Below are 20,859 nucleotides of genomic sequence, written 5' to 3' on the forward strand. Positions count from 1 at the left end.
TTATCCGGTGTGGAACGGGTAAGGCTCCTCCCTGCGGCTACGCCCCTTTCGTTGCCTGTGGTGGTCAGGTTCGTGCCAGACATTTGATGGCGGCAGCCGCGGCCGACGTGCGGTTTTCCACGCCCAGTTTGCGAAATACCTGCTCCAGATGCTTGTTCACCGTGCGCGGGCTCATTTCCAGAATCTGTCCGATTTCGCGGTTGGTTTTGCCATTGGCTATCCACAACAGCACATCGGACTCCCGGCCGGTCAGGCTGAAGCGCGTCCGCAGAGCGCCCGTGGCCTCGCTGGGCTTCTGCACCTCTTGCAGGCGCAACAGGTATTCCCTTTCGTCGACCAGAGTGAGGAACTCCACCGCGTGGAGCTCGGGCAGGAAATCCAGAGTAAGGCTGTGGCCGTTCTCCGGATTGTGGCTCAACCAGTTGGCCAGGTTATTGGTCAGTAGCTCAAGGTTGTTGGAGCCGCCGCCAGTGAGCCGCTGATGAACCTGGGGGGTGGACCACAGAATGGCTCCGTGACGGTCCACGGCAAACAGGTTCTGTCCGGCGGTATCCAGTGCGGCCCGAGCGCTGTGTGCCATGCGGGCGTTGGTCAGATGTACCTGCATGCGGGCCATCAGTTCGGTGGTGTTAATGGGTTTGGTGATGTAGTCCACGCCGCCGCATTTGAGCCCCATCACCACGTGCTCAGTATCGCTGAGGCCGGTCATGAAAATGATGGGGGTATTTGCGAAGTCCGGATTCTGCTTCAGCCGACGGCAGGTTTCGAAGCCATCCATGTTGGGCATGATGGCGTCCATCAGCACAATGTCCGGGGTGATGTTCTGACTGATGGTCAGGGCCTGGCTGCCTTCCAGCGCAATCAATACCGTCATGCCGGCACTTTCCAGGGCGTCGTTGATCATGCGAATGCAGTCAACTGCATCGTCCACCACCATAACGACCGTCTTTCGGGCTTCAGGTGTGCTCATGTTCCGTCACCTTGATCAAATCGATGATTTTTTCGAACTGGAAGTCGTTGGTGAGCTTCACAAGTTCTTCTACAAACACCGGATCGGCCTCGCTCCGGTAACGGAGTCCGTGCAGTGCCTCAAGAAGTCCTTTTTTGTGGCCGATGGTGGCCAGCCCCACCAGCGCGGCGCGATGTTCAGCCGCGGGCAGAATCAGCGTTTCCGATTCGGGCGTAATGGTGGCTGCCAGCGGTTCCGGGCTTTTCTCGAAGCGCCAGTCGAGGGTAAGCAGCCGGGCGATGTGGTCCAGCAGCAGGTTCAAGCGCACCGGCTTGATGATGTAACCGTTGTGCAGGGTGGGTGATTCCGGCCGGTTGCGTCCTTCGCTGGCGTCGGCCGATACCATGACCACGGGCACCTGATGGTTGTTGCTTCGCAATTGCGTAAGGATATCCCAGCCGCTGTAACCGGGCATGGAGACATCGAGTAACACCAAGTCGGGATGGCTGTTGTCGATGGCATCCACCACCGCCAGGGAGTTGCCGATGTCGACAATCTCAAAACCCAGCGGAGCTAGCATGGCTCGGATCACCTGGCGGTGGGAGGACTCGTCATCCACCACCATGATCTTGCGTCGCGGGCCTTTGTAGCCATAAATGCGCCGGGCCGGAGATGTCATGGATTCCGGGCGGGGGGTATGCAGGCTGGACAGCATCAGGCTGACGCGGAAGGTACTGCCTTCCCCGGGCGTGCTCTCTACAGAGAGATCGCCGCCCATGATTTCGGTCAACAGCCGGGTGATGGTGAGCCCGAGCCCGGTGCCGGTGCGACTTTGTCCGGGGGTGCGTATACGCTCGAAAGGTCGGAATATGCGCTCGATGTTTTCTTCGGCGATACCTTCACCGGTGTCCTTTATCGTGAACTCAGCCACCTGGCTGCGATATTTCAGGGTTAACGAAATGCTGCCGTTGTCGGTGTATTTGAGCGCATTGGACAGCAGGTTGATGAGTATCTGCCGCAGGCGCTTTTCATCCGTGGTCACCAGTTCGGGTAAGCGGGTAGGGCCGTGGTAACTGAAAGCCAGCCCTTTCTCTTCCGCTTGCAGCCGGAACATGTGCACCAGTTGCTCCATCAGCAGGTCAATACGCACTTCGTCCCGGTGCAGGTCCAGCCGCCCGGCTTCGATCTTGGAGATGTCCAGCAGGCCTTCGATTAGGTCTGCCAGATACTCACCGCTGCGGCGTATGACACCCAGCGCGTCCTTGCGGTTGTCGGGGATAGCGGTGTCGTTCTCCATCAGCTGGGCGTAACCCAGGATTGCGTTCAGCGGTGAACGCAGCTCGTGGCTGATGCCAGTCAGGTAGCGGCTCTTTGCGCCGTTGGCCGCTTCTGCGTGCTCCTTGGCCTGTTGCAGGGCCTGATCCGTGCGCTCGTGGGCCACGATTTCCTCAGTCAGAAGACGGGTCTGTCGCTGGGACTCCTCCTCGGCCACCACGCGGCTTTCATGGGCCAGCACAAACAGCCAGCACACCACGCCGGTGATAATGATCAGCACGAAGAACACCTTCCACAGGGTGATCGACAGCAGCGCGGCTTCGGTGGGCGAGTTCACCGGTGTCTTGGCGTATATCAGTGCCAGAAGAAGCCCGGACAGACCGTTGATCAGGAACAACAACGTCAGGAAGTGGCCAATGCGCGAGTGTAGTTTTGAGAGCACTGACTCGGGAATAAACAGGCCAAAAAACTGCTGCAGCTGATGCCGATAACCTGCACCGGGTTTACAGAAATCGCCGCAGCGGGCATCAAGGGAGCAGCACAGCGAGCAGATATTGCCGGCATAGGCCGGGCAGCCAGTCACGTCTTCCGGCTCGAATTCGTGTTCGCAGATACAGCAGGCGACAAGTTGTCGGTCAGTGGCGATGGGCACGAATGGGCGTGCGGTATAGAAGCGCCCACGAGTACGCCAGGCAATGACGGGCGCGATCACCAATGCTGAACCCAGGGTAATGAAGTGTGACAGCGCCTGGGGTACGTCGCCAATGGCGCCACCGTGGCACACCATACCAATGACCGAGGCCAGTATCATGGCACCGACACCAACGGGGTTGATGTCGTACAGGTGTGCCCGCTTGAACTCGATGTGTTTCGGGCTGAAGCCCAGTGGTTTGTTGATCACCAGGTCGGCCACCAGGGAGCCCACCCACGCCACCGCTACGACGCCATAGAAGCCCAGAGTCTCTTCCAGGGCGCGATAAACACCCAACTCCATCACCAGCAAGGCAATGGTCACGTTGAAGACCAGCCACACCACACGGCCCGGATGGCTGTGCGTCAGACGTGAGAAAAAATTCGACCAGGCAATGGAGCCTGCATAGGCGTTAGTGACGTTGATCTTGACCTGGCAAAGAATGACAAAGATGCCCGCGATGGCCAGCGCCACTTCCGGAGACGACGAGAGATAGCCGAATGCCACCATGTACATGCGGGTGGGGTCGGAGGCATCCAGTGCCGACACGCCATGGTTCAGGGCCAGTACAGCCAGGAACGAGCCCGCCAGGATTTTCAACGCACCAATGACGATCCATCCAGGCCCACCGGCCATCACCGCCGTCCACCACCGCAAACGCTGCCCTTGCTCAGGCTCAGGCACAAAACGCAGGAAATCGACCTGTTCGCCAATCTGTGCAATCAACGAGAACACCACGGCCGACGCTGCCCCAAAAAGCAGCAGGTTGAACTCGCCGCCCTGATTGGGGGCAGTGCCCTCAAACTGCGTCCAGTCTGACACCGAGCCGGCGTCCATGTAGATGATGAAAACAAACGGCAGCAGCTGCAGCACAATCCACGCCGGTTGGGTCCAGAGCTGGAACTTGCTGATGGCGGTTATGCCGTGGGTGACCAGGGGGATAATCACCACCGAACAAATGAGATAACCGATTACCAACGGTATATCCAGCAGCAGCTCCAGCGCCATGGCCATGATCGCCGCTTCGATTGCGAAAAAGATAAACGTAAATGAGGCGTAGATCAGCGAGGTGATGGTGGAGCCGATGTAGCCGAAGCCGGCGCCTCGAGTAAGCAGGTCTATATCAACACCATAGCGAGCGGCGTAGTAGCTGATGGGTATAGCGGTCAGAAAGATGATCAGCGCTACGGCGCAGATGGCCGCGACTGCGTTGTTGAATCCGTAGTGGATAGTGATGGCCCCACCGATGGCTTCCAGCGCCAGAAAGGAAATCGCTCCCAGAGCCGTATTAGTAACGCGGGCGGCGGACCAGCGCCGGGCACTCTTTGCGGTAAACCGCAAGGCGTAGTCTTCGAGCGTCTGGTTAGCCACCCACTGATTGTAATTGCGCCTTACACGGAAAATGCTTTGTCGTGCGGCCATCGTTGTGTTGCCTGTGTCGCTGGATAAGGAGTGCCCGAAAATAAGTGCGGTTGCGTGGCGCGGTGCACCGGACCTGAAAACACCAACAATTTTCGTGCCATGGACAGGAACGCAAGAAAAAGCGGACACATTTAAATCGTGTACCCGCGTTTTAGCCTGTATTGCCGGAATCAGGAATGCGTCAAATGACGTAGTGTGCTGGGGTGATTGCCGAATGGGCTCCCTTAAAGGGCGCAAGCAGAATGTTTGATGTGGACGCTGTGCTTTCGATGAAAAGCGCGGTACCGGATTTCAAACACTGCGAGGAATCACCATGGGTACGACAGATAAAAACGCCAGCATACGATCGCCTGGCAAGAGGCCAGGGTTTAGAAAAAGTCTGATGACACTGGCGGCGTCCGTTATGCTGGCTACCTCCGCGCAAGCGGCGACACCCAGTACGGCAGAAGTCAATACAACCGATCTGGCGGTGACGGATGACACCGTTACGGTTGGCATACTGCACTCTATCACCGGCACCATGGCAATCAGTGAGATTGGCTCGGTGCAGGCGGAAAAGCTGGCGATTGAACAGATAAATGCGTCTGGTGGTGTTCTGGGTCGCCAGATAGAGTTTGTTCAGGAAGACGGCGCCAGCGACTGGCCAACGTTTGCCGAAAAGTCCCGCAAGCTTCTGCGTCAGGATAATGTGGCCGCGATCTTTGGCGCGTGGACCTCCGCGTCACGCAAGGCCATCCTGCCGGTGATCGAACAGTACAACGGCATGCTGTATTACCCTACCTTCTATGAAGGTCTTGAGCAGTCCCCGAACGTGGTTTACACCGGCCAGGAAGCTACCCAGCAGATTCTTGCGGGTATCGACTGGGCGGTAAAGGAAAAGGGCGCCAAGAGCTTTTACCTGCTCGGATCCGACTACATCTGGCCGCGAACCTCCAACAAGATCGCCCGCAAGCACATCGATAAGCTGGGCCTGAAAGTTGTGGGTGAAGAGTATTACCCTCTGGGCCACACCCAGTTCAACTCGGTGATCAACAAGATCAAGCTCAAGAAGCCCGACGTGATTTTCGCTTCCGTGGTGGGCGGTTCCAACGTGGCCTTCTACAAGCAGATGAAAGCCGCCGGTGTTGATTTCACCGACGAGAAACCGCTGCTGCTGACGATCTCCGTAACCGAGGACGAAATCCGCGGTATCGGCGGCGACAACGTGGAAGGTATCTACGCCTCCATGAAGTACTTCCAGAGCCTGGACAACCCCAACAACAAGGAGTTTGTTGCGGCCTTCAAGGAAACCTACGGCGATGACATGGTGATCGGCGACGTTACCCAGGCCGCGTATCTCGGTCCCTGGTTGTGGAAAGCGGCGGTTGAAAAGGCCGGCTCTTTCGACATCGACAAGATTCGCGAAGAGTTCGCAGGCATCGAATTCACCAAGGCGCCGGAAGGTTACGTACGCATCCACGAAAACCATCACCTGTGGTCCAAGACCCGGATTGGCCAGGCCCAGCTTGATGGTCAGTACAAGGTGGTTCACGAAACAGAAGAGCTGATGGAGCCAGACCCGTTCCCGGAAGGTTACCAGTAAAACGGAATGGCCGGCGCCACCGCGCGCCGGCCTTCATCGCCTCCGCAACGCAAAGCATGTTGGTTTGAAGGGGAGAAGGGTCATGTTCGATGGCTACACCAGCAGTGAATTGATGTCGATATTTGCCATGCAGGGGTTTGCCGGGCTCTCCCTGTTTTCAGTGTTCGTACTGATGGCAATGGGCCTGGCCATCATTTTTGGTCAGATGGGCGTGATCAACATGGCCCATGGGGAATTCATGATCCTCGGTGCCTACACCACCTACCTGACGTCGAGTTTTTTCCAGTCCTACCTGCCCGGACTGTTTGGCGGTTACTTCTTCTTCGCCATCATCCTGGCCTTTTTGATATGCGCTGCCTTGGGAGCACTCGTTGAGTGGCTGATGATACGGCATCTCTACCACCGGCCACTCGATACCTTGCTGGCCACCTGGGGGTTGAGCCTGATCATGCAGCAGGCCTACCGCTCCATCTTTGGTGCCCGCGAAGTGGGCGTTGATCTTCCTGAATGGATGATGGGCGCCTTCCAGGTGACCGATTTGGTGGAACTGCCGATCAACGGCTTGTTCGTGATGATCATCGCGCTCTCCATTGCAGTCGCCGTTTACTTGCTCATGTACCGCTCCGGCTGGGGCAAGAACGTGCGGGCTGTGGTTCAGAACCGTCCTATGGCTGAGGCTGTTGGTATCAACAGTGCTGGTATCGACCGCGCAACCTTTGCCCTCGGCTGCGGTATCGCCGGGATTGCTGGTGCCGCGTTCACCATGATCGGCTCCACCGGGCCGTCGTCCGGGCAGGCCTACATTGTCGATACCTTCCTGGTGGTGGTCTTCGGCGGCGCCCAAAGCCTGATTGGCACCATTATTTCCGCCTTCGGCATTTCCCAGGCCCAGTCCACCATGGAGTTTTTCCTGAGTGGTTCCATGGCCAAGGTACTCACCCTGCTGGTTGTCGTCGGCATTCTGATGCTGCGTCCAGAAGGACTCATGGCCCTCAAGGTCCGTCGCTAGGAGATTGTCATGAAGAGTTCATCCCCCCTGAAATGGTTCGGCTCCCGCGAGGGCCTGTATTACCTGGCGCTGGCGTTTCTGCTGGTTGTCATCCTGCCGCTGGTTCTGGACCCGTTCCGGCTGAACATGGTGGGTAAGTACCTGACATACGCCTTCGTGGCGATCGGACTGGTGATGTGCTGGGGTAAAGCCGGCATCCTCAGCCTGGGCCAGGGCGTGTTCTTCGGCCTGGGCGGATACTGCATGGCGATGTTCCTGAAGCTGGAAGCCTCCACGCCAGAGGCGACGGCGATCCAGTCCACCCCGGGCATTCCGGATTTCATGGACTGGAACCAGCTCACCGAGCTGCCGTGGTTCTGGGAACCGTTCCATAGCTTCTCGTTCACGTTGATCGCGGTCATTGGCGTGCCCGTTCTGCTGGCTTTCGTGATCGGTTTTGCAATGTTCACCCGCCGTGTGGGTGGCGTGTACTTTGCCATCATCACCCAGGCCATTGCCGCAATCCTGACCATCCTGATTATCGGACAACAGGGTTACACCGGTGGCGTAAACGGCATTACCGATCTGCAGACCCTGAAGGGCTGGGATATCCGCACCGATGAGGCACGGACCACCCTGTACTTCGTCTGCGTCGGAATGCTGTTCCTTTGTCTGTTCGTGGCACGGCTTGTCCAGAACCGGAAACTGGGCCGCATTCTCGTGGCCATGAATGCCCAGGAAATGCGGGTGCGCTTTTCAGGCTACGACGTGGCTGCCTTCAAGATTTTCGTGTTCTGCCTGGCGGCGGCCTTCGCTGGTATCGGCGGCGCGATGTTCACCCTGATTGTTGGCTTCATGTCGCCGTCCTTCATCGGCATTGTTGCCTCCATCGAGATGGTCATCTTCTGTGCGCTTGGAGGCCGGTTGTCCATTCTCGGAGCGGTTTACGGTGCCTTGTTGGTGAATGCCGCCAAAAGTGGCTTTTCCGAATCCTTCCCGGAACTCTGGCCTTTTGCCATGGGGGCTCTGTTTATTGGTGTGGTGCTGGCATTCCCGAACGGCCTGGCAGGACTTTACCGCAGCTATGTCATGCCCCTGGAAGAGCGCTTGTTCAAACGCAAAGCGCCTGTGGCTAACGCCACCGCCGAGCCTTCGGCCACCAAGCCTGGTGCTGAAAAGGCTGACGATTATGATCCGATGATCAATACCTACTGCCCGGAGAAATCCTGATGAGTGCAGCCAAAAGCAAAGGCACGGATTTTCTGCTGGCGGTTGAGGGCCTGACCGTATCATTCGACGGCTTCAAGGCCGTGGATGACCTGTCTTTCTACCTCGACCCCAAGGAAATCCGGGTCATTATCGGCCCCAATGGTGCTGGCAAAACCACCGTTCTCGATCTGATCTGCGGCAAAACCAAGGCGACTGCCGGTTCGATCAAGTTTGCCGGCAAGGAGCTGACCAAACTCAAGGAACACCAGATCGTTCATTCCGGTGTGGGCCGGAAGTTCCAGACACCATCGGTGTTTGAAGATTTGACCGTGTTTGAAAACCTCGAGGTGTCCTACCCGCAGGGCCACAGCGTGATGGGGGCGCTGGCCTTCAAGAGGGACCGGGCGGTGATTGAGGCCGTGGAAGAGGTGGCAGAAACCATCTTCCTGACGGACGCCCTGAACGAACCGGCGGCCTCGCTCAGCCATGGTCAGAAACAGTGGCTGGAGATCGGCATGCTGCTGATCCAGAAGCCGGATCTGCTGATGCTGGATGAGCCGGTAGCCGGAATGTCGGTGGCCGAGCGCAAGAAAACCGCCGAACTGCTCCGGGTGATCACCAGGGACCATACGGTACTGGTGATCGAGCATGACATGCAGTTCGTTGGTGACATCGCCGACCGGGTGACCGTGATGCACCAGGGCAAGGTTCTTTCGGAAGGGTCCATTGAGCACGTGAAGTCGGACCCGAAAGTCATCGAAGTCTATCTGGGACACTGAACATGCTAAGCGTCAAACATCATTCGGTGGCCTATGGCCAAAGCACCATCATCGGGGACCTGAACCTTGAGGTGGGAAAAAACGAGATTGTGGCCGTGGTGGGCCGCAACGGCATGGGCAAGACCACGCTGATGAAATCCCTGGTAGGCATGACCCCCACCAAAGGCGGTGAGGTCAGCCTGGATGGTTCCAACATTTCCAACCTGAAGAGCTTCCAGCGGGTAAGGGCTGGCATTGGTTTTGTGCCTCAGGGCCGGATGATTTTTCCAACCCTTACGGTAAGGGAAAACATTGAAACGGCCCTGTCCGCCGTGGGTGAAAAGAAGGTACCGGAGGATCTGTACGAGATGTTTCCGGTACTGAAGGAAATGCAGAACAGGCGCGGCGGTAATCTGTCTGGTGGTCAGCAGCAACAGCTCGCCATTGCCCGCGCACTGGCCACGCGGCCCAAGGTGCTGCTGCTTGACGAACCCACCGAAGGCATTCAGCCCAATATCATCAAAGAGATCGCTCAGACACTACGGCGTATCCGCGATGAGCGCGGTTTGTCGATAGTTGTCTCTGAGCAGGTCCTGAGCTTTGTGATGGACGCGGCGGACCGGATTCTGGTGATCGAGAAGGGAACCATCGTGCACGAAGAGAACAGGGCTGAAGCAGACCAGGAAAAGATTGCCAGTTACCTGGCGGTTTAACGAGGAGCGAATTAATGAGACACGGTGATATTTCCAGCAGTAACGACACCGTCGGTGTGGCGGTGGTGAACTACAAGATGCCCCGGTTGCATACCAAAGCCGAGGTATTGGACAACGCCCGCCAGATTGCCAACATGATCAAGGGTATGAAAGTGGGCCTGCCCGGCATGGACCTCGTGGTGTTTCCGGAATACAGCACCATGGGCATCATGTACGACAATGACGAGATGATGGAAACGGCTGCCACGATTCCCGGCGACGAAACCGCCATCTTCTCTGCCGCCTGCCGTGAGGCCAATACCTGGGGTATCTTCTCACTAACCGGCGAACGGCATGAGGATCACCCCAGTAAGGCACCCTATAACACCCTGATTCTCATCAACAATGAAGGTGAGATCGTCCAGAAATACCGCAAATGTATTCCCTGGTGCCCGATTGAAGGCTGGTATCCGGGGGACACCACTTACGTCAGCGAAGGCCCGAAGGGTATGAAGATCAGCCTGATCATCTGCGATGACGGCAACTACCCGGAAATATGGCGGGACTGTGCAATGAAAGGTGCCGAGCTGATCGTTCGCTGCCAGGGCTATATGTATCCGGCCAAGGAGCAGCAGGTGATGATGTCCAAGAGCATGGCGTGGGCCAACAACTGTTATGTGGCCGTGGCCAACGCCTCCGGTTTTGATGGGGTGTATTCCTACTTCGGCCACTCCGCCATTATCGGCTTTGATGGCCGCACTCTCGGAGAGTGTGGCGAGGAAGATATGGGAATTCAGTATGCCCAGCTTTCGATCAGTCAGATCCGCGACGCACGCCAGAATGACCAGTCTCAAAACCACCTGTTCAAACTGCTGCACCGGGGCTACACCGGTGTTCACAACTCCGGCGATGGCGACAAAGGCGTAGCCGACTGCCCGTTTGAGTTCTATCGCACCTGGGTGATGGACGCTCAAAAGGCACAGGAAAACGTTGAAGCAATGACTCGCAAAACCGTGGGCACCGCTGAATGTCCGGTGGGTGAGCTGCCATTCGACGGTAAAGAAAAATCTGCAGGCGCTTAATGCCGGGAGTTGCTGATGCCGTTTATCAACGAACGGCTGGAAGCCAACCGGGAGTCCATAGAACAAAACCGGGCTGCCTCAGGCCCGGTTCGTGCTTCCCGGTTTCGCTTTGAGCCAGATGCCGTCATGTCCCGCCTGCGGGAGAACATCGTTGGCCAGGACGATGCCCTGACAGCCATGGAATCCATGCTGGTGCGAGTGAAAGCCGACATCGGCGAGGAAAACCGGCCACTCTCGGTGCATCTGTTCCTTGGGCCCACAGGTGTGGGTAAAACCGAAACCGTTCGGCTGACTGCAGAAGCCATTCATGGCAGCCGGGATGGCCTGTGCCGCATCGATATGAACACCCTGGCTCAGGAGCACTATACCGCCGCTCTTACCGGCGCGCCGCCGGGCTACGTGGGCAGTAAGGAAGGCTACAGCCTGTTTGATCTAGACAAAGTACAGGGCTCGTTCAGCAAGCCCGGCATTGTGTTGTTTGATGAAATCGAGAAAGCCAGCCGGGAAGTCGTCCGCGCCCTGTTGAACGTTCTGGACACCGGTCGGCTGATGTTTCCCTCCGGTAACCGGGAAATCGATTTCAGCAACACTCTGATATTCATGACCAGCAATGCCGGGGCTCTGGATGCTGAGGCGCACCAACAACGTTATCAGAAAGGTTGGCGCCGCTGGCTCGGGTTGTCGGCCGGTGAGGGTGGGTACTTGCGAGATGTTGCTCTGCGTCGGCATTTCGACCCTGAATTTCTGAACCGTATTGATCAGATCCTTACCTTCAACAGCCTTGCTGATAACTGGCTCGAAGCACTGTTGGACATCGAGTTGGTGGGGCTCAACCGGCGGCTGGGCAAAAAACACGCAGTGCTGTCACTGTCAACTAAGCTTAGGGGCGAACTGTGCTGTGGCTACGATGCCCGTTATGGAGCCCGGGAGATGTTGCGGGCTTTTCGCCAGCGTCTGGAGCCCGCGGTAGCCAGAGCACTGTTGGCGCATCCTGACTGTCAGCGGTTTGAGGCCGATGCGCAGAATGGGGCGGTCACCGTGCACCAATACGTCGAATGACGTAGGTGTGGGGGGCATTTCGCGAATACCTCCGGGGCGCGGGATCTCGGATAGTAAAACCGTTACCTAATTGTACAAGCCAACACCAAGGAGCGCCCGTTATGGCTGAAACCATTATCAAGATTGATCTGAACAAGTCGGCTTACGAGAACGACAAAATCCACAACCGCTGGCACCCGGATATTCCGCTGGTGGCCACCGTTAAACCCGGTGACGACTTCATCGTGGAATGCTATGACTGGACCGGTGGCCAGATCAAAAATGACGACAGCGCAGACGATGTGCGCGATGTAGACCTCAGCCAGGTGCACTTCCTGTCTGGCCCGATCGGGGTGGAAGGCGCCGAGCCGGGTGACCTGCTGGAAGTGGATATTCTCGACATCGGCACCTTTGAAGAAAGCCAGTGGGGGTTCAACGGCTTCTTCTCCAAGCAGAACGGCGGAGGCTTCCTGACCGAACACTTTCCGGACGCCCAGAAGAGCATCTGGGATTTCAATGGAATGTTCACCAAATCGCGCCATATTCCCAACGTGGAATTTGCCGGCCTGATTCACCCGGGGCTGATAGGTTGCCTGCCCTCTAAAGACCTGCTGGATACCTGGAACAAACGTGAAGCAGGACTGGTAGCGACAGACCCGGAGCGGGTGCCGGAACTGGCCACCTTGCCCAACGGCGATACCGCCCACATGGGCCAGCTGAAAGGAGACGCCGCCAAAGCGGCCGGCGCTGAGGGCGCTCGCACCGTACCGCCCCGGGAACATGGTGGTAACTGCGATATCAAAGATCTTTCCCGCGGCTCCAAGGTTTACTTCCCGGTCTACGTGGATGGTGCGGGCCTGTCGGTTGGCGACCTGCACTTCAGCCAGGGCGATGGTGAAATCACCTTCTGTGGTGCCATCGAAATGGCTGGATGGATTCACCTGCGGGTGAACCTGATCAAGGATGGCGTTAAGAAATACGGCATCAGGAACCCGGTGTTCAAACCCAGCCCGATCAAACCCCGTTACGACGATTACGTGATCTTTGAAGGGATCTCGGTTGATGAAGACGGTGGCCAGCATTACCTGGACGTGCATGTGGCCTATCGCCAAGCCTGCCTGAATGCCATCGAATACATGACCAAGTTCGGCTACACCAGGGCCCAGGCCTACGCGATTCTTGGTTGCGCACCGGTAGAGGGCCACATCAGTGGCGTGGTGGATATTCCAAACGCCTGCGCCACGCTTTGGCTGCCCACAGGTATCTTTGATTTTGACATCAACCCATCCGCAGAGGGACCGAAGAAAATGACCAGTGGCGGTATGGACGTACCTCTGTCGAAAGACAAGGAGTAGTTATCATGCCCGTATATGACTACAAATGCCGGGAACACGGCCTGTTCAACACCCTGGCGACGATGGAAAACAGCGCAAAACCGGTGGCATGCCCCACTTGCCAGGTGCTTTCGCCACGAGTGATTGTGCTGCCCCCGGAAATCGCAAACATGGACCCAGCCAGGCGCGCCGCCCAGGACCGCAACGAAAAGTCCCGCCACGAACCGGTGTTCTCCACCGCCGATCGCCGGGAGCAGGACCCTGAGCACAGCCGCAGCTGCGGCTGTGGCTCGCCAAAACCCGGAAAGTCGATGCTGTTCTACACCGCAGACGGGAAGAAAATGTTCCCCTCCATGCGGCCCTGGATGATCAGCCACTAAGGCTGTAGCAAACCGAAAGTCACTGTCACGTGTTTGCCCCCACTTCGGGGGCTTTTTTCGAGCGAACGACCGTACCGATATCGCCTAACGGATTATCCAGGAGCTTGTTATACAAAATGACCAGGGAATTCAGGGCCTGGCTTTTTGTGTAGCTGCCGCAAAATTGCGATTCACCGCTAGCCAAGCCAGAAACTCAATAACATCCCGAGGACCCATGTCCCTGGGATGTTTCATGTTCTGGAAGCGAATGAAATAGCGGATCCAGTACCAGTACGTCTTTTCAGTCCGGATGCTGTAATGATCCACCCGAATGAGCGTACGGACCTGGTCACGCAGGCGGGGCTGCTTTCCTTGCATTCGAGAGGCTCCTTGCCAAAACGAACCGTATATTTAAACAGTGTTTTTGGTGGCGTATATCTCAGATCTCTAATGATTACATGGCATGGTGTATGTAGTGGGCTAAACTGTTGATTTATAAGTTTCTGCAATCACTGAGACGTCGATCTAACTGCTGTTAGGCCCTTATGAATCGAAACTTCGAAATAGTAGACGGAATCTACCTCGTGCAAGAAAGTCACGAGCTTGATTTGCATAATAATTTTGACTTCAAGGACTTAGATTACTCCGTGGAGGAGCGTTCGCTTGTATTACACTGGCAACGATCGAATGGGGGTTGGGTGAGCTTCGATACGCCCAAGGCATTAACCATCGAGTTCAGAGGAGTTAGCGAATTTCGATTTATGCCGCGAGATTCTGAAGCTCCCTTTACTGAAGACGATTGCATCAACTCCTTTGGATACTGGGTAGACGAGGATTGGGCGGAAGGTGTCATTATGGTTGAGCCCAAGCAAAAGGCTGAGCCTCAATGGCTTACAGCAATTGGTTTTATGTTTGGTGCAATTCTGGCTGTCCAGGCGGAGAGTGCCGATGCCAACGTCTTGGCCTAACAAGGCCTATTCCTACAACATTGCTCATTCGGTAACCTCCTTTTCCTACTTTTCACTGCATGAAGGAAACACGAATGCTTATAGACCTCGGGTCGATCGAAGCAAAGCACGTCCACCCCATCCTGACCCAGACCGTAGTTCCGCGTCCAGTGGCGTGGGTGTTGTCGCAGAACCCGGGGGATGACTACAATCTGGCGCCTTATTCGTTCTTTACTGTGGTTACCGGTAAGCCTCCAATTCTGATGGTGTCTGTGGGCAAAAAGCCCAGCGATGGCAGCTTCAAGGACACCAGGGTGAACATCGAAGCCCGCAAGCAGTTTGTGGTGCACATTGGGAGCCGCAGCCAGGCTCAGGCCATGACGGAGTCGTCCCGCCATCTGGACCACGGCCAGTCTGAACTGGACCGACTGGATATGAAGTTGGTGCAGGAAGAAGGCTGGCCGATGCCCCGGGTCGAGGGGTGCCTGGTGGCGTTTTACTGCGAGTTGCGAGAGGTCATTGAAATGGGTGACACGCCGCAGTCGCTGGTGTTTGGCAATATCAAGAAGGTGTTTGTGGACGATCAGGTTGCCAGCATTAACGATCAGGGGCGTTACGTTATTGATGCCAAAGGCATCGACCCTATTTCGCGGCTGGGTGGCAGCGAATACGGCACCCTGGGCGATATTCTCAACGTGCCGCGCCCGGACTGAGGCAGACTGCAACAGGCTCAAACGAGCTGACAGAACTGACCGAAACGGCGCCGAATTCATCGCATGGGGCCAATTTCGGCGTTTTCCCTCCTGGGCTATTCTCATCCTGTTGGCGTGTGATCCGCGCTGAAATGTTGATAAAACAACGGCAAATGCCGACAGGGTGGTTATGAGCGAACAACATGTAGACGTACTGATTGTCGGCGCCGGCGTTTCCGGCATTGGCATGGCCTGTCACCTCAAACGAGAGTGCCCGGGTAAGTCTTTCACCATCATTGAGCGCCGTGAGTCCCTTGGAGGCACCTGGGATCTGTTCCGCTACCCGGGTATCCGTTCCGATTCCGACATGTACACCTTTGGCTACAACTTCCGCCCCTGGACCGGGGGCAAGGTGTTGGCGGATGGCCCGTCGATCAAGCAGTACGTTCACGATACCGCCAGGGAAAACAACGTTGAACAGCATATCCAGTATGGCCTGGCGGTTGTTTCCGCTGAGTGGTCAGGCGCAGACAAGTGCTGGACACTGACGGCCCGCAAGGAAGCCACCGGCGAAACCGTTACCTTTACCGCCAGCTTTCTGGTGGGCTGTACAGGGTATTACAACTACGATGCCGGCTATAAGCCTGACTTCCCTGGCGAGGCCGATTTTGGCGGCCAGATTGTGCATCCGCAGCACTGGCCTGAGGACCTGGACTATACCGGCAAACGTGTGGTGGTGATTGGCAGTGGTGCCACGGCCATCACCCTGGTGCCAACGATGGCGGAGGAAACCGCTCACATAACCATGTTGCAGCGTTCGCCCACCTATCTGATGCCGCTGCCATCCCGGGACGCCGTGGCGCTGGGCCTTCAGAAGGTTCTGCCCGCCAATGTCGCCTATCGGCTGACCCGTGCCCGTAACGTCAGCATTGCACGGCTGCTGTTCAATCGTTCCCGCAAGAACCCCAAGGCCATGCGGCGGTTGTTCCTGGCCATGGTACGCCGGCAACTGGATGGCAAGGTCGATATGCGCCATTTCTCACCCAGCTACAACCCCTGGGATCAGCGCCTGTGTGTGGTGAAGGACGGTGATCTGTTTGAGTCTATCAAGGCGGGCAAGGCGTCGGTGGAGACGGACCATATCGAACGCTTTACCAAAAACGGTATTCTGCTGAAATCCGGCAAGGAACTGGAGGCCGACATCATCATTCCGGCGACGGGGCTGGATATCCAGATGCTGGGTGGCATGGACCTGGTGGTGGATGGTCATCCGGTCACGCTGCGGGACAAGGTGATCTACAAGAACGTAATGGTGGAGGGCGTACCCAACGCCGGCATGATTTTCGGGTACACCAACATCTCCTGGACCCTGAAAGCCGATATCGCGGCTGAATACCTGTGCCGCCTGTTCAATCATATGGATAGCAAGGGGCAGAGCGTCTGTATACCCCGTGACACCGGCGACAGTCGCGCCGGAGACACCATGATGGGCGGCCTGGATTCCGGTTATATCCGCCGGGCTGACGACAAGTTGCCAAGGCAGGGAACCCATGGCCCCTGGAAGGTCAGCCAGAACTATCTGGAGGATGTGAAAACCCTCAGGTTTGAGCCTATCGAGGATGGTTACCTGGAGTTCGATGGTCGCCGGCCGGTTCAGCAATCCAAACCGAAACGCGGTTTCATGAGGCCGTTGCGTTCAGCGCTGTTTGGCTCTTGAAGGTGTGACACAGCTCGATCATTGATGAATGCAACTACAAATCTGCCGCAAAATATGGCAGTCTCATTGCCCGTTTTTGAACAGGCAATGATGTATGTCCGGCCGTAAGAATAAGAAGAATATGCCGTTGTGGCATCCGGTTCTCTGGCCTTCGTGGCTTCTGGTCTTCACGCTTTATCTGCTTGCCCTGCTGCCAATGTCGGCCAAACAGCGTTTTGGCCGGCGGCTGGGCTGTTTTCTGGAAGGCAAGCTGACGTCACGGGCCAAGGTGGCCAATACCAATATTGCGACCTGTTTTCCGGAGCTTGATGACGCCGCTCGTGAGCGATTGGTGCGGGATAACTTTGTGGCCTGTACCCGTGGTTTCCTGGAAAGTATTCACGCCTGGTGGCGGGATATGTCGGGTTTTTGCGAGGGCGCCGAGGTTCAGGGGCTGGAGCACCTGCGAGAAGCCCAGGCCAGAGGTAAAGGTGTGCTGTTAATCGGCGGGCACTACAGTATTTTCGACTTTGCGCTTCCGCTGATTGCCTGTCACCTGAAGAAACCGGGGTATATGTACCGCCCCAACAATAATCCGGTGATTGACCGGATGATTGAAAACGGTCGCCGGCGTCACTTCGGTATCCGCCCGTTCACCAAGCGTGAGTTGAGGCCGTTGGTGTCGTTCCTCAAAAAAGGCGGGGAAGTCTGGTTTGCCTGCGATCAGGACTTTGGCAAGAAAACCGAGCTGTTTGTGCCGTTTTTTGGCACCGAGGCCGGGTGTATTACCTCACCCAGCTACATTGCTCGAGTGTCCGGTGCCTCAGTCATCTGTGTGAGCCATCTGCGGATGCCTGATGGTCGTTACCGGGTGATATTCTCGCCAATCCAGGAGGGATTTGGTGTCTGCAAACAGAGCGATACGGAAACCTGGAGTCGTTACATCGAAGACACCGTTCGTGAACAGCCAGACCAGTACCTATGGCTGCACAAGCGCTTCAAAACCCGGCCCGAGGGGTGTGCCAAGGTCTATTGATGCCTCGGGCTGTTTTCAGGATTACTCGCGGCCCAGGTAGCGCCGGACAATGTCCTTCCAGCCTGATGATTCCGTGACCTCAAGAATCTGCTCGGACACCGGCCCACGCAATGGACTTTCTGACGGCAGGGCCAACCCATAGAGTTGCTGCTGGAAAATACCGGGCAGCAGGGTCAACCTCTTGTCCCCCAGTTGCAGGTTGCGGTATTGCAGCAGGGCCCTGTCGTAGACCACGGCATCGGTTTCACCATTGGCGACTGAGAGCATGGCGCTGGTCAGGTCTGGATAGAGTTGGTGCCGAATGCGCTGATCTTGCAGATACTGCTCGCTGGCGGTGTTAGCGATGGTGGCTACGTTGGCGCGGTTGAGGTCGTCGGGGCCCTGAATCTGATATTGCAGGTTGCTGACGGTGAGCGATGAGGTAATCGCTGCGGTAAAACTCGCCACCATGATCAACCCGGCAAACATCCACACTAACGCAACCATTCGGCCCGCCAGCGACACCGGAGCCTTGTCACCATAACCAACAGTGGTCATTGTCACAGCCGCCCACCAGAAGCTCGCTCCTATTCCCTGTACCGCGGTGCCACCAAACTGCTCCGGATTGCGCCGACGCTCAAACAGCCAAAGCACAAATCCCACAGCCAGAAGCAAGCCACCCAGGGCGATAACCACGCTCATAAATTGCCAACTGATCAGCGCGCGAAGGCTGGCGAGCAGCCCCTGCTCCGGCGCCGGAGGTACGGCGATGGACAGGCCTGTCTGGTAGAAGGGGTGGGTGAAGTCGAATGCCGCTTCCCGTTCGGCGGTCATGGTGAGAGCTCCCACCGCCACGTCGACTTGTCCGCTTTCGACCTGCGTCAGTAGATCACTGAAGGAGAGAGGAACGAATGTGTATTCCCGGTCCAGGCCTTCGACAACCTGGCGCCACAGATCGATACTGATGCCTTCCCACTCGCCGCTGTCGGTTTCCATGACAAAGGGCGGGACAGTGGTGATGCCGACTTTGATCGGCTCCGGTTGTCCCGCCGCCTGACTGGTAAACAGCAGCAGCAGGAGGGGCAGGGCAAGCCGTGAGATCCATCGTTTCATGGGTAAGTCCGTGTTGTCAGGAAGTTAGTCAAACGCTGAGCTGATCACATCACGGTAGTTCCGGATGCGCTGTACATAGTGTACCGGTTCGTAGCCAGGGGCGTAGCCGTAGCGGGTACTCGGGTAATAGCGCTTGTCAGCTTTCAGCGGCAGGACTTCTTTCATATCGTCCCAGGAGTCGGGGTTTTTGCCCAGTTCGCGCGCAAGCTGGCGGGCATCCAACAGGTGACCACGGCCAATGTTGTAACTGGCCAGGGCAAGGAAGGTGCGGTCTGGCTCGGGAATGGTTTCGGGTAACCGGCGATGGCGATCCGCCAGGTAGCGGGCACCGCCATCAATGGCCGCCACGGGGTCCAGACGGTCCATTACGCCAAGGGATTCGGCGGTGTTCCGGGTCAGCATCATAATGCCGCGAACGCCGGTGGGTGATACGGCAGCCGGGTCCCAGTGGGACTCCTGATAGGATAGCGCCGCCAGCAAGTCAGCCGGCATGCCGGTTGTGGTTTCTGCTTCGGCGAAGCGATCAATAAAGTCGGGAAGTCGCTCATCTATCCGGCGGTTGAGGGCGCGCAGGTCGACGAAATCGAATTCGCCGATGTACGCGTAATAGCGGCTCTCGATATAGCCGATGGCTTCGTCACCGTCGGTGCTGTTCATCCATTCCCGGGTGGTTCCCGCCAGATCGTCGGAACCGGCTGGTAGGTACCAGCCCAGGTTATTGCCCTGGGTGAGGTTCATGGCCACTTCCAGGTGGGGGAAGTGGCGGCGCATGACCTGAACGATGTTGGAGTCAGCGACGGTGCAGTCGATGTCCTGCTCAGCGACTTCAGAAAGCAGAACTTCGGTCGTTCTGCTGTCATCTTCGGTGAACGTGATACCTTCGTGTTCGCTGGCGAGCTTGTTCAGAGTTTCTACGTAGCTGGAATCGGCGGTGACCGCAATGCTGACCTCAGGCATGCTTTCCGGTTTCCTGGGCATGGGCCGCATGTCACGATGACACACCAGTTGCTCGGTGATTTCGGTGTGGGCGGGCCCGCGTGTGAACCGTTCTGTACGTGATGGCAGGTGGGTCAGCCCGGCGGCCGCCAGATGCGTGTTGCCGGCTTCCAGTGCCTGCAGAACCTCAGCGGTTGAATCGTGCATGGTCCAGTTGACGGTCCAGCCTTTGCTCTCGGCGAAACGTGAAACCAGGCTGAACTCTGGGCCAATGGGGTTCTGGTGGCGGTCGAGATAGTAGGTGGTGGCGCCGTTGCGAGTCGCCACTTCCAGTACGCCGGTTTCTTGCGGCGGCGCGAGTTGTTCGGCCGTTTTACTGATGGATGCGGATTCAGATTCACCCTGGCTACAGCCAGCCATTATAACAATAAGTGGAAGCACGGCTCCCTTCAGCGCATGAGTCATTAAGACCTCGTTATTTTGGATTTATGAAATTATACGGGTTTCTACGTACTCAGTGTGGAAGCGTATCACTTTGATTTTGCGTGGCCTGTGCAGGCCGGGGTTAACTGGCCTATGCTGGAGAGGTTCGATACTCCAAGGAGATGCGTAATGAAAGTCTGGACCAGGATCCCGATTCTTGCAGCCCTGCTGAGTCTGCCACTGGCTGCGGTCGGTGCCGATGGGGCCGATGGAATGGTGACGACGCAAAGCAATCACAGCGTTGCGATGACGGCAGACAAGTTGGTCTCGACCCTTAAGAGCAAGGGTATGACGGTGATGAACCGCATTAACCACACTGAGGGGGCCAGCAAGGCGGGGCTGGAACTACGCCCAACCGAGGTAGTGATTTTTGGCAACCCGAAGGTGGGGACACCCCTGATGCAATGTGCCCAGAGTGTAGCCATTGATTTGCCGCAGAAAGCGCTGATCTGGGAAGACAGTGAGGGAACGGTCTGGTTAGGCTATAATGACCCGGAGTATCTGAAACAGCGTCACGATATTGAAGGCTGTGATCAGGTCATCAAAAAGATAGAGGGAGCACTGGCCGGTTTCGCAAAAGCGGCAACGGAATAACGTT

19 protein-coding genes are annotated in these 20,859 nt (G+C 56.9%); 14 read left to right on the forward strand and 5 right to left on the reverse strand.

All coding sequences use genetic code 11. From position 1 onward, the window contains the following. Positions 1–64: 64 nt before the first annotated feature. Both B3M52_RS19595 and B3M52_RS19600 read right to left on the reverse strand, forming a co-directional pair. Entirely contained in the window at positions 65–970 is a 906-nt protein-coding gene (locus B3M52_RS19595; RefSeq protein ID WP_075194620.1) for a DNA-binding response regulator, read from the reverse strand. Continuing rightward, positions 957–4,337: a hybrid sensor histidine kinase/response regulator gene (locus tag B3M52_RS19600; protein ID WP_007153044.1), complete on the reverse strand. Its 3,381-nt coding sequence runs from the start codon at positions 4,335–4,337 to the stop codon at positions 957–959. Before B3M52_RS19600 ends, B3M52_RS19595 begins: the two co-directional genes overlap by 14 nt. A 382-nt stretch (positions 4,338–4,719) precedes the next feature. On the opposite strand from B3M52_RS19600, the gene urtA reads away from it, so the two are divergent. The 9 genes from urtA to B3M52_RS19645 all read left to right on the forward strand — a co-directional run bounded on the left by urtA (position 4,720) and on the right by B3M52_RS19645 (position 13,400). Then, positions 4,720–5,919, forward strand: coding sequence for an urea ABC transporter substrate-binding protein (gene urtA, locus B3M52_RS19605; RefSeq protein WP_007153045.1), 1,200 nt, complete (start codon positions 4,720–4,722; stop codon positions 5,917–5,919). A gap of 82 nt (positions 5,920–6,001) precedes the next feature. Further along, positions 6,002–6,928 carry an urea ABC transporter permease subunit UrtB gene (gene urtB / locus B3M52_RS19610; RefSeq protein ID WP_007153046.1) on the forward strand — a complete coding sequence of 309 codons (927 nt, stop codon included), beginning with the start codon at positions 6,002–6,004 and terminating at the stop codon, positions 6,926–6,928. A 9-nt stretch (positions 6,929–6,937) separates the two neighbouring features. Continuing rightward, positions 6,938–8,137 (forward strand): urea ABC transporter permease subunit UrtC, encoded by a 1,200-nt coding sequence (gene urtC, locus B3M52_RS19615; protein ID WP_075194621.1) that lies wholly within the window; start codon positions 6,938–6,940, stop codon positions 8,135–8,137. Next, on the forward strand, positions 8,137–8,895 hold the full coding sequence (urtD, locus tag B3M52_RS19620) for an urea ABC transporter ATP-binding protein UrtD (RefSeq protein ID WP_075194622.1): 759 nt from the start codon (positions 8,137–8,139) through the stop codon (positions 8,893–8,895). The genes urtC and urtD overlap by 1 nt, the downstream gene beginning before the upstream one ends. Before the next feature lie 2 nt (positions 8,896–8,897). Next, a complete protein-coding gene (gene urtE / locus B3M52_RS19625) occupies positions 8,898–9,587 on the forward strand; it encodes an urea ABC transporter ATP-binding subunit UrtE (RefSeq protein ID WP_075194623.1) in 690 nt (229 codons plus the stop codon). 14 nt (positions 9,588–9,601) lie between these two features. Beyond that, positions 9,602–10,648, forward strand: a complete 1,047-nt coding sequence (locus B3M52_RS19630; protein WP_075194624.1) for an aliphatic amidase — start codon at positions 9,602–9,604, stop codon at positions 10,646–10,648. Positions 10,649–10,663: 15 nt separating this feature from the next. Further along, positions 10,664–11,707 carry an AAA family ATPase gene (locus B3M52_RS19635; protein ID WP_075194625.1) on the forward strand — a complete coding sequence of 348 codons (1,044 nt, stop codon included), beginning with the start codon at positions 10,664–10,666 and terminating at the stop codon, positions 11,705–11,707. Between the two features lie 101 nt (positions 11,708–11,808). After that, positions 11,809–13,041 carry a formamidase gene (gene fmdA / locus B3M52_RS19640; RefSeq protein WP_075194626.1) on the forward strand — a complete coding sequence of 411 codons (1,233 nt, stop codon included), beginning with the start codon at positions 11,809–11,811 and terminating at the stop codon, positions 13,039–13,041. Positions 13,042–13,046: 5 nt separating this feature from the next. Beyond that, positions 13,047–13,400 (forward strand): zinc ribbon domain-containing protein, encoded by a 354-nt coding sequence (locus B3M52_RS19645; protein ID WP_075194627.1) that lies wholly within the window; start codon positions 13,047–13,049, stop codon positions 13,398–13,400. 129 nt (positions 13,401–13,529) lie between these two features. Here B3M52_RS19645 and B3M52_RS19650 read toward each other — a convergent pair whose 3' ends face one another. Continuing rightward, a complete protein-coding gene (locus B3M52_RS19650) occupies positions 13,530–13,757 on the reverse strand; it encodes a site-specific integrase (RefSeq protein ID WP_256713522.1) in 228 nt (75 codons plus the stop codon). Positions 13,758–13,963: 206 nt separating this feature from the next. Here B3M52_RS19650 and B3M52_RS19655 point away from each other — a divergent pair, with 206 nt between their 5' ends. From B3M52_RS19655 to B3M52_RS19670, 4 genes are all read left to right on the forward strand, one after another. Then, positions 13,964–14,347: a hypothetical protein gene (locus tag B3M52_RS19655; protein ID WP_143743778.1), complete on the forward strand. Its 384-nt coding sequence runs from the start codon at positions 13,964–13,966 to the stop codon at positions 14,345–14,347. Positions 14,348–14,421: 74 nt separating this feature from the next. Beyond that, entirely contained in the window at positions 14,422–15,039 is a 618-nt protein-coding gene (locus B3M52_RS19660; protein ID WP_075194629.1) for a flavin reductase family protein, read from the forward strand. 169 nt (positions 15,040–15,208) lie between these two features. Then, entirely contained in the window at positions 15,209–16,735 is a 1,527-nt protein-coding gene (locus B3M52_RS19665) for a flavin-containing monooxygenase (RefSeq protein WP_036211608.1), read from the forward strand. Positions 16,736–16,829: 94 nt separating this feature from the next. After that, positions 16,830–17,750, forward strand: coding sequence for a lysophospholipid acyltransferase family protein (locus B3M52_RS19670; protein WP_036211605.1), 921 nt, complete (start codon positions 16,830–16,832; stop codon positions 17,748–17,750). Positions 17,751–17,771: 21 nt separating this feature from the next. Here B3M52_RS19670 and B3M52_RS19675 read toward each other — a convergent pair whose 3' ends face one another. Together B3M52_RS19675 and mltF are read right to left on the reverse strand one after the other, a co-directional pair. Beyond that, the gene (locus B3M52_RS19675; protein WP_126810959.1) at positions 17,772–18,842 is read right to left on the reverse strand and encodes a transporter substrate-binding domain-containing protein; all 1,071 of its coding nucleotides are present in this window, start codon (positions 18,840–18,842) and stop codon (positions 17,772–17,774) included. A gap of 24 nt (positions 18,843–18,866) precedes the next feature. After that, positions 18,867–20,243 carry a membrane-bound lytic murein transglycosylase MltF gene (gene mltF, locus B3M52_RS19680; protein ID WP_075194631.1) on the reverse strand — a complete coding sequence of 459 codons (1,377 nt, stop codon included), beginning with the start codon at positions 20,241–20,243 and terminating at the stop codon, positions 18,867–18,869. Between the two features lie 147 nt (positions 20,244–20,390). On the opposite strand from mltF, the gene B3M52_RS19685 reads away from it, so the two are divergent. After that, positions 20,391–20,855, forward strand: a complete 465-nt coding sequence (locus B3M52_RS19685) for a DUF302 domain-containing protein (protein WP_075194632.1) — start codon at positions 20,391–20,393, stop codon at positions 20,853–20,855. The last annotated feature ends 4 nt before the right edge of the window (positions 20,856–20,859 follow it).

This window comes from Marinobacter sp. UBA2688, assembly GCF_002352785.1.
In the GTDB taxonomy this organism is placed as follows: domain Bacteria; phylum Pseudomonadota; class Gammaproteobacteria; order Pseudomonadales; family Oleiphilaceae; genus Marinobacter; species Marinobacter salarius.